The 8,425-nt window shown below is 65.9% G+C and carries 13 protein-coding genes; 2 read left to right on the top strand and 11 right to left on the bottom strand.

All coding sequences use genetic code 11. The features are described 5' to 3' along the window. Positions 1 to 252 precede the first annotated feature (252 nt). Entirely contained in the window at positions 253 to 468 is a 216-nt protein-coding gene (locus tag POM99_RS21755; RefSeq protein WP_277280853.1) for a hypothetical protein, read from the top strand. A gap of 109 nt (positions 469 to 577) precedes the next feature. Here POM99_RS21755 and POM99_RS21750 read toward each other — a convergent pair whose 3' ends face one another. The 3 genes from POM99_RS21750 to POM99_RS21740 all read right to left on the bottom strand — a co-directional run bounded on the left by POM99_RS21750 (position 578) and on the right by POM99_RS21740 (position 3,169). Further along, positions 578 to 802, bottom strand: coding sequence for a hypothetical protein (locus POM99_RS21750; protein ID WP_053556510.1), 225 nt, complete (start codon positions 800 to 802; stop codon positions 578 to 580). A gap of 357 nt (positions 803 to 1,159) precedes the next feature. Next, positions 1,160 to 1,717, bottom strand: coding sequence for a hypothetical protein (locus POM99_RS21745; RefSeq protein ID WP_277280851.1), 558 nt, complete (start codon positions 1,715 to 1,717; stop codon positions 1,160 to 1,162). 474 nt (positions 1,718 to 2,191) lie between these two features. After that, positions 2,192 to 3,169 (bottom strand): DUF2493 domain-containing protein, encoded by a 978-nt coding sequence (locus tag POM99_RS21740; protein ID WP_277280849.1) that lies wholly within the window; start codon positions 3,167 to 3,169, stop codon positions 2,192 to 2,194. A gap of 518 nt (positions 3,170 to 3,687) precedes the next feature. Between POM99_RS21740 and POM99_RS21735 the strand changes: the two genes are divergently transcribed. Then, entirely contained in the window at positions 3,688 to 4,128 is a 441-nt protein-coding gene (locus POM99_RS21735) for a hypothetical protein (RefSeq protein WP_144423760.1), read from the top strand. Positions 4,129 to 4,454: 326 nt separating this feature from the next. Here the strand turns inward: POM99_RS21735 and POM99_RS21730 are convergent, their stop codons facing one another. The 8 genes from POM99_RS21730 to POM99_RS21695 form a co-directional block, all read right to left on the bottom strand. Beyond that, positions 4,455 to 4,643, bottom strand: a complete 189-nt coding sequence (locus POM99_RS21730; protein WP_053556506.1) for a hypothetical protein — start codon at positions 4,641 to 4,643, stop codon at positions 4,455 to 4,457. Positions 4,644 to 4,903: 260 nt separating this feature from the next. Next, the gene (locus POM99_RS21725) at positions 4,904 to 5,299 is read right to left on the bottom strand and encodes a hypothetical protein (protein WP_277280848.1); all 396 of its coding nucleotides are present in this window, start codon (positions 5,297 to 5,299) and stop codon (positions 4,904 to 4,906) included. A gap of 74 nt (positions 5,300 to 5,373) precedes the next feature. Continuing rightward, positions 5,374 to 5,640, bottom strand: coding sequence for a hypothetical protein (locus tag POM99_RS21720; RefSeq protein WP_053556504.1), 267 nt, complete (start codon positions 5,638 to 5,640; stop codon positions 5,374 to 5,376). Positions 5,641 to 5,693: 53 nt separating this feature from the next. Next, the gene (locus tag POM99_RS21715) at positions 5,694 to 6,023 is read right to left on the bottom strand and encodes a single-stranded DNA-binding protein (RefSeq protein ID WP_053556503.1); all 330 of its coding nucleotides are present in this window, start codon (positions 6,021 to 6,023) and stop codon (positions 5,694 to 5,696) included. A 512-nt stretch (positions 6,024 to 6,535) separates the two neighbouring features. Further along, positions 6,536 to 6,940 carry a hypothetical protein gene (locus tag POM99_RS21710; RefSeq protein ID WP_053556502.1) on the bottom strand — a complete coding sequence of 135 codons (405 nt, stop codon included), beginning with the start codon at positions 6,938 to 6,940 and terminating at the stop codon, positions 6,536 to 6,538. Beyond that, positions 6,921 to 7,229 (bottom strand): type II toxin-antitoxin system prevent-host-death family antitoxin, encoded by a 309-nt coding sequence (locus POM99_RS21705; RefSeq protein WP_083455638.1) that lies wholly within the window; start codon positions 7,227 to 7,229, stop codon positions 6,921 to 6,923. Before POM99_RS21705 ends, POM99_RS21710 begins: the two co-directional genes overlap by 20 nt. Before the next feature lie 53 nt (positions 7,230 to 7,282). After that, a complete protein-coding gene (locus tag POM99_RS21700; protein ID WP_053556500.1) occupies positions 7,283 to 7,531 on the bottom strand; it encodes a hypothetical protein in 249 nt (82 codons plus the stop codon). A gap of 126 nt (positions 7,532 to 7,657) precedes the next feature. Next, positions 7,658 to 8,113 (bottom strand): DUF736 domain-containing protein, encoded by a 456-nt coding sequence (locus tag POM99_RS21695; RefSeq protein ID WP_053556499.1) that lies wholly within the window; start codon positions 8,111 to 8,113, stop codon positions 7,658 to 7,660. Positions 8,114 to 8,425: the final 312 nt, after the last annotated feature.

Raw genomic sequence — 8,425 nt, 5'->3', positions numbered from 1 at the left:
ACCAGCGCACCGCCCACAGGATCACATCACCCTGGAAATGGCGCCACTTGAAATCCGTCATCGTTCCGTCCGTCCAATCTCCGCCAAGCATGCTCAAGCTTCACGATTTTTGCAACAGAGCCTCCCGTCGGACATAACTGGGTCGCCCATGCCTCTTCCGGCATGGCTAGTTCCCGGCGCTTCCATGTGCGTTGGGAGGCGGCTAAAGGTTTGCTCGGAGGCACCCAAAAACGAAGCACGAAAGAGACGAGAATGGCGGGATCATTTGAGAGCGAGCGCAAGGCAATCGAGGCCGAGGAATCGAAGTTGGCCGAGCGCCGGAAAAGGTTGCAGGAACGCGAGCAATCCGAGCGTCAGAAGCTGATCGGAAAGAGCGTCCTGATGAAGGCCAGCGAGGACCAGCTGGACACGATCCTGAAGCGCATGAAAGCGCTTGGTCTGGACGAGACGATCAAGCGCCTCGCCTGATCGACAACAGGACTGCGCCACGACACGGACGCGAGGGGTTCGATGCCCCTCGTGTCCGTTTGGCCTAGCAAGCAAAAAGAGAGGGGCGCGCGGCCCCTCCCCTGTCGTTTCAGAACTCGTCGTGCATGCCGCCCGGGATGGTGTGGATGACCCGGCTTGCGAGATGTGCCGGGAGGGCGTTGTAGTCGCCCTCGTCGATCGCGATGAAGCGGTCGTCTCGCTCGGCAATGATGTGCTGGTTGAAGTAGCTGTGCGGAGCGCGTCGTTCGGCAATTTCGAGAGCGTCGAGGTAAGCGGAATTGTTCGTGCCGGTGTAGTGAAGCTGCAGGGTCATGTTTGCCTCCATGATTGTCGAAATTGACAGGGTCATGAGGGACGTTCGGCAGCAGGCGGGGTCAGGGACGTGCGGGCGCAGCCCGTGCGCCGCGAAGCGGGCGGTGGGGGAGCCGATTTTGACGGTTCGGGTCCGGAGCGTAGCGTAGCGAAGCGGAGTGGCCCGGGCCGTCAAAATTGGGGGTACCGCCGATCCTTGACGCCGCCTGCCTGGCGGATGTCAGAATGGGAAGTCATGTGTGAGAGCCCTTGGTTCCTTGGAGGGCGCAACGGTGCCGCCAGAGCCTTGAGCCTTTCGGGCAAATGGAAGGGGGCGCCGGCACCGCCGACGCCCCCGGACGCCCGATCTGGGAGGAGGCTAGGCCCAGACCAGACGTTTCCCGTTTCGCGAACGCTGCGACGCCATTGCGTCCAGCTGTCCGAGGTAGGTGTCCATGCCCTCGCGCTCGAGGTAACGCCGCGTCGCGGGATCCGTGATCGCGGACGTTAGGTCTGCAAGGTCGATCTCGCCCGTCGCGTCGCGCTGTGCGCCGATCGCCGCCAGCAGTGCGTAGGCGTTGGCGTTCGACAGTTGCATTTCGGTGGTGCCGTCCGGAGTGGTGGACACGCCCATCATGATCGATGCCGACTCCTCGTCCTTCCAGAAGCGCACGTTGAGCCCTTCGAACTGCGCTTCCTCGACGACGGCGATGACGGCTTCGCTGTCCCCGAACAGGCCGGCTATCGTCGCCCAGGACCACGGGAAGACGCGGGCTTCGAAGCCGTAGGCGAGATAGCCGAAGTCATCGTCGTCATAGACGCCGACCAGCTGGCCATGCTGACGCGCGAATGCGCGGAAAGCGGCCAGCTGGCGAGCGGTCACGACGGCCGGTTTGGCGCGCAATTCGGCATCGGATCGAACGGTGAAGGTGATCATCTCGGAACTCCCGAATGGTTCACTCTTCCGATCCCCCTCGCCTCTCTCCCCGGGCCGTCGCCGAAGGCGGCAGGCGCCGGGGGGACGCATGTGGGATGTTGCGCTCCGCATGGGTGCCGGGACCGGCGAGGCGCAGGCCCGCGCAGCCCGTGAGGGCTGCATGCGGGCAAGCGAGCCGGGACGGTGTGAGCGATCGCAATCGTGCCGACCAGGCACGCGGCGGGCGAAGCCGGAGACGCCCGCAGGGGCGTCCTGGCGAGCCATGAGGGGCGTCTTTGGCGCGGACGCTGCTGGCGATGCCGAGACGGCCGCAGGGCCGTCCGGCGAGCCGTGCAGCGGGCGTAGCGTCATCCCGATCGCGGTGCGATCAGTCCCGGGTGCGACCCGGGGGTTCGATGCCCCCGGGGCGCACGTCGAGCGAGGCAAAAAAAAAGGGAGGAAGCTCCGGTCTCCCGGAGCCTCCTCCCGAGGGCGTCACGCTGCGGCTGCAGAGCGCTGCTGGGCGCGGCGGAAGATGTGAAGCGGAACGCCGGCGGCGCGCAGCTTCTGGGCGAAGTTGGACTGGATGCCCGAGCCTTCGCAGACGATCGCTTCGAACGGCTTGAGGTTCACGATGCGGTCGTTGCGGACGAAGGCGGCGCGGTTTCCCTGGCTGCGGTCGAGTTTGAACTGCACCACCTTGATGCCGCGCGATGCTGCCCACGCGGTGGCGATGGCGTCGCAGCCCTTGGCCTGCGCGGTCGTTGCGAGGACCATCTCGGGGATGCGCTTGGCGATCTGGTCGAGGCGGTCCCAGAGCAGTTCGTGGTCGTGCCACTCCTGACCTCCGGAGAATGCGACGACGGGGCCTTCGGGCGCGAATTGTTCGCGGCGGGTCCGTGCGCGGCTTGCGAGGTAGTCACGCGCGTCGATCATCGAAGCGCTGAGCTTGGTGGAGACCCGGCTGCCCTTCACGGTGGAGAACGGCTGACCCGTTTCGACGCGGTAGATCTCGGCGGCGTGGTCGCGCATGCACTCCATCGCGGCGCGGCATCCCTCGAGGGTCTGGCAGAGCAGCTGCGTGTCCTCGAGTTCGTTCGCGTAGATCTCTGAGGGGTCGAAGGTGCGCGCGAGTTCACCCAGCTTGCGGGCGGCGTCATCCTCGCGTCCTTCGAGACGCTTCGCCACCATGTGGAAGCTGTTGCAGAAGCCCCACGCGAGATCCTTGGCGAACTCCTCCATCCGGGTGTCGCGCAGCACGTCGAACATCGTGCGCATCATTAGGTCGACGGCTGCTTCGACCTGGAACGGGTCGGGCATGTCCGCCTTCTCGGGTTCGGACACGACGCTGAGCTTGGCCATCTCGGATTCTTCGATGAAGCTGCTGGCGTACTCGTTCGAGGTGTCGATGCCGTGGTCGCGAGCCTCTTCGAGGAATGCGGCGAGAGCGGTGAAATCGGTGAACTTGTTCATGGTAGCCTCCAAGGTTGATGTCCTCATCGTCATCGATGAGGTGTCCTTGTCGGCACGCCGCTGATCAGGGGGTCAGGGACGTTAACCGGGAAGCCGGCCCTTGGGCCGGACCCCGGTTAACGCCGCGAAGCGGGCGGTGGGGGAGCCGATTTTCTCGTGGTCGGCCTGCAGGGTCGGCCGCGTGAAAATTGGGGGAACCACCGATCCTTGAGGCCCGCCAATCCGGCGTGCCATGCTTCCAAATCAGAGAGAGAGATAATTGTTTTATGGCGGGTGCGCCGGGTGGACTGAGCGCAGTCCGGCAGGCGCAAAGCGCCTGCTATGGACCAGCGAGGACGCCCGGCGTCGCGCAAGTCGATCGTTACCCGAAGGGCCGAGACCCGCAGGGGCTCGGTGGAGCTTGGTGAGGAGGCCCAGGCGCAGCCAGGGCACGACGAACCTAGCGCAACAGAGCGCGGTCCCGCCCCAAGGCGGGATGCGTAACCAATCCCTCACTTTGTCTGGCTATTTTGCCGATCATGCCGGCGTCGACCCAACAACACCCCTGCCTTCTCGTGCTGAACGGGCACGCAGCTGCGCGCGCGGAATTGCGCGCGGCCGTCGCGGAAAATCGGCCAGCGAAGCTGGCCAGTCAGTTCTTGGGTGCGCTGGGCGAGATCTATGCAGCGCACGAGCTGAAGGCGACGCACGCAAGTCACATTTTCGACGAATACGACCTGGTATGGAATCAGGTGTCGGTCGAGGTGAAGACGACGGCGAAATCCAAGATCGGTAACGTCAATCTGGCCGGAAAGGAGTGCAAGCAGGTTTGCTTCGTGCGGTTCGAGCAGCGCGGGGAAGAGCTGTGGCTGGTCGAAATTGTTACGCGCCCTCGTGGCAAACCAAAATCGGGCCCCTCCAAAACACCGCCCAAGTCGCACCCTCTGAAACCGAAAGACGGTTATCGCGTGATCTGGTGAGCCGCGCGGCGCTTCGCAGAAGCGCGGCGCGCTCAGCGAAAGGTCGGCGCCCGCAGGAGCCCGGGGCACTGGCGGCGACTGTCGCGGGCCGAGGCGCCGGCATCTGTCGGCGGCCGTGCCCGCGGCCGAGCCGCGCCCCGAGGCGGGACCGAGCGCCCGCGGGGCGGGCCAAAGCGCCGAGCCTCGGCTGAAGGCCGTCAGGCCGTAGGCCGAAGCGAGACCGCAGCGCCCCGCTCGTCATGCGGCGCAGCGCGCAGCGCGATGCGCGCCGCCTTGCAGCCTTGCAGCAAAAAAAGGGGACGGCGCCGAAGCGCCGCCCCCGGGCATCAGTCGGCCGTATCTTCGAAGAAGATCGTGTCGACGATCGCGTTGTCCTGTTCGGGCGTCAGGTCGAATTCGTCGACGACGGCGAACGTCTCGTTTGCGCCAGCGACGATGTGCATGTCGCTTTCCCAGGCGACGGCTTCGGCTTCGGCATGAGCAACCGCGCGATCGTATGATTTGAAGACTGACATAGGTTAACCTCCGTTGTGTCGTGATCGACAGCTCGGAGGGGCGCGCGCGGAACGCGGGTCAGGGACGCCGGCGTGCCGGCGCCGCGCAGCGGGCCGCAGGATCCTTGACGCATAGCGGGATGCGCGTGGCACGATGGGGCTTGTGTGAAGAGGCACCCCTGCCCGCCAGTCGATCGTGACCCGGCAGGGCCGAGACCCGCTGGGGCTCGGTGGAGCTTGGCGACGAAGTCGGCCCTAGCGTAGCCAGGGTCGCGAGGAGCCTAGCGGAGTAGAGCGCGGTACCGCCCGCGACGCGGGCGGTAGGCGGTATCGTCGTCGTTCGGCCGCAGGAGCGACAGCACGGCTGTGTGGCAGCTCGGCCCGAGTGCGTCGAGGTCTTCGCCGATCGTCCGCATTTCGGACCAGCCCCGGGTCGAGTGCCGGTATAGGGTCACCATCCAGCTGACCCGCATGGTGGTCCCGTCGGTGTGGATCGTCGAGCAAACCTCAATATATCCGGCAGGCAATTGGTAACGGAAGCCTGGCATACCGCCGATCTTGCAAGGGGCGAACCCGAGGAGGGTCAGCTGCTCGCGGGCGCGCTCCATGAGGTCGCGCCGCTCCTGGGTGAACGGGAAACCGTTATGGGCCGGGGTCTTACGCAGCAGCGCGAGCATGCGCCCAGGATAACCCGAGACCGGTGCGATTTGGTTGAGGGCGTGGGTTAACACGCGCCTGACGCGGGAGGCGATCATGCCGCCAGCGGTATGCTGGCGGCGATCGCGGCGCGCTGCGCCTCGAGCGTCTCGAGGTGGTAGAGGTAGATCGGCCCGAAGCTGATCTGTTCCGCGAGGTGGTGATCCTCCATGCAGATCTCGCGCTGCGTTTGCGGGTCGAGCGCGTCGAAATCGAGCGCGTCGAGAAACCGATCGCGCCGTTCGGCGTGGCGCTGCAGGGCAGCGAGCTTGCGGGTCGCGCGGGCAATGTCGCGATCGTCGAAGAGGTCGGTATGCGGCATGTGCGGTGCTCCTGAAACGAAGCGGGCGGCGCCGAAGCGCCGCCCGTCGGGGGTCAGTAGAAGTCGATGCGGTCCGCGATGATCTCGCAGCCGTAGCGGTCGTTGCCGTCGGCGTCCTGCCAGCGGGTGTAGTGGAGGCGGCCTTCGACCGCGACCAGGTCGCCCTTGTTGCGGTTGTTGGCGACGGCGGTGGCGAGACCGTTGAAGCAGGTGACCTTGTGGAACTCGGTTTCCTTGGCGGTGTAGCCGCTCTCGTCCTTGTAGGTCTTGCCGTCCCGCAGCTTCGGCCGATCGGTGGCGACGAAGATGGTGGTGACGGTGGTGTTGCCGTTGCGGGTCTCGGGGTCGCGGCTCAGACGGCCGACCAGGTTGACGTTGTTCATCGGGTGCCTCCTTGGCTGTCCAGCGGGTCGTCCGCCGGGTGTCACCGATGAGCGGGGCACCGCGGGCAGCGGCACCGGAGCGAAGCGCAGGGAAACCCCTTTCGCTGGGGTGGTGCGGGCAGCCGCGAAGCGGCAACACGGCCCTGCTAAAGGGGTTGCAGCTGTTCGTGGTGGTCCGCAGGTGACAGTGAACCCGAGCGAGCGAACCCGCTGACGCCGAGGAGATCGGCACCGAATAACGGGCAGCCGACTGTCTCGGCCGCGCCGCGGCCCCGAGATCTGCATCGGCGCCAACGGGGCTGCAGCGCGCCTCCGATCGAGTGATGCTGGGCGCAGACCATGACGGAGCGGCCCGCCTGGGAGCCGGTCCACGGAACCTGCTGGTCGCGCCCCGCTGGCGCTACTGCTGCAGGCGTCCGGCGCGTCCGAAGGGTGCGTCCCTGCCCGTGCGCAGCGCGGGCAATCACTACGATGCGATCAGGTTGACTGTTAGACCTGTCGCCTGGCGACGGTCAGTCGCGGTCGACCCGCTCGTGTGGGGCGCTGAGTATCGCGCTCTGCAGGCTGTTAGTGAAGGCTGGCGGGAAGCGGCCTGCAACGAAGCCCTTCCCCTTCATCAGGGGTCGTATGTCGAATCCGGGCCAGGAGAAGATGTTGATCTCGTCGGTCACGACGCTGCTGTTTGGTGCAACGCCGCCGGCGGTGGCGACTGGCGCTGGCAAAGGCAAGGCGTTGGCCCTGCCCTCGCCCTTGGTCGTGATCGCCGCGACGCTGTACCGCTTGCCGTCGATCGCGATGACCACCACGAAGCGTTCCTTCACGCCTTCGTCGCGACCGGCTTTCTGTTCGTTGGCGAAGAGATAGACGTAGCGGAGAACGTGACCGACCTTCGGGAGGTCAATCGTTCCACTTGTCATTGGCGATCTCGTCTGCGGTGGGCCGGGAGGCTTCGATCGCCGCGCGCTGGTCCGGGTCGAGGTTCGACGCCCGAACAGGGGTCAGATCCATTGCCGCAAGGAGCGTCCCGCTAGCAGCGGCCTCCAGATGCCGGAAATACTCGATGTCGGTGATGACATGTCGCTCGCGGCCGTGACTGGTCAGGATGACCGGGGTGCGCGTCGACAGGTCGAGGAACTCGCCTGTGTTGTTGTGGAAACGCGTGAGCGGGATATGCTCATGTCTCTCGAGGGGGCGCGCTGCGGCCATGTCCGACTCCTTCCGAGTAAAAATAGCAACTATTCCCATAATCGCAAGTTCCATTAAGCGGGGTCGATGGCGATCGCCGTCTCGAGCGTCGGCTGAAAGCCGAGCGCGAGCAGATCGTCGTGATCGAGCTCGCGGTGGTTCTCGCCGGCGTCCTCGATCTCCCAAGTGATCCACGGTCGGACGAGCCGGCCATCGGCCAGGCGAAGCCCGCAGATGTTGCCGTTCGGCGAATGTGCGATCGTCGCGGTAGCGGGAATTCCGATCACGTCGGTGACGCTGATGGAGTGCGAGTTGTCGGCCATGGCTTGTCCTTTCGTGGGGCGGCGTAATGCCGCGCAGGCAAAAGAATGGGGTCCGTCTCCGGGGGGAGAGACGGACCCCGAGGGGGTGCAGGCGGGCGGGGAGCGGTCCCGCCCACACCGGGGAGGTCAGCCGGCGAATTCGGCGGTGGATTCGCCGAGGCCGTCGGCGGGAGCGCCGCTGGTGTCACCGGCGTCGCCGGCGTCGTCGCCGAAGGGCGGCAGCTCGTCCGTCTTCGCGGCCAGCTGCTGCGAGACGTCGCGGCGACGGGTCGGGCGCGACCAGACCACGTTGTAGCTGCCGTCGTCCTGGCGGAAGCACGAGACCTGCAGCGGCGCAGCCAGCGACGGGTCGTCGATGCGGCCGTTGAGGAACGCTTCGCCGGTGTTGTTCGAGTGGAGCTCGAAGAGCGCGCCGACCTGCACCCAGTTGCGGTTGGGGCCGAGCGCGTGGACCTCGAAGCGCGGCGCCTTCGGGTTTGGGCTGTTCACCGGGCGGAGCGCGATCGTCATCGCCACGGCGAGGGTCGAGATGCGGCCCATGTAGATGCCGTTGTCGTTCTGCTTGATGGAACCGATGTTCATGGTAGTTCTCCTGGTTGGCGTCTCGGACACCCTGTCTTCGACACCTCTCTCAATCCCACTCCTCTCCTCGGCCTCTTCAGGCCGAGCAGGGCGCGCCTCGCGCGCCCGTCCGTCGCCGCGCGTCTCGCGCGGCGACGGGTCTGCCTTGGGGCAGTTCAGGAGTTGTCAGGGCTGATCGAAGAGGACGAACAAAAAAGATCCCATGGGCGCGGGCTGGCGCCGGTTGAGGCAGACTGACCTTCCCGCTTTGTCGTGAAGGAGGTTGCCCGTGCCCGTGTCCGTCTCATGCCATGCCGCCGTCAGCACGCAGCT

Source organism: Novosphingobium cyanobacteriorum, assembly GCF_029436685.1.
Lineage (GTDB): Bacteria > Pseudomonadota > Alphaproteobacteria > Sphingomonadales > Sphingomonadaceae > Novosphingobium > Novosphingobium cyanobacteriorum.
This window is presented reverse-complemented; position numbering and strand designations above follow the sequence as displayed.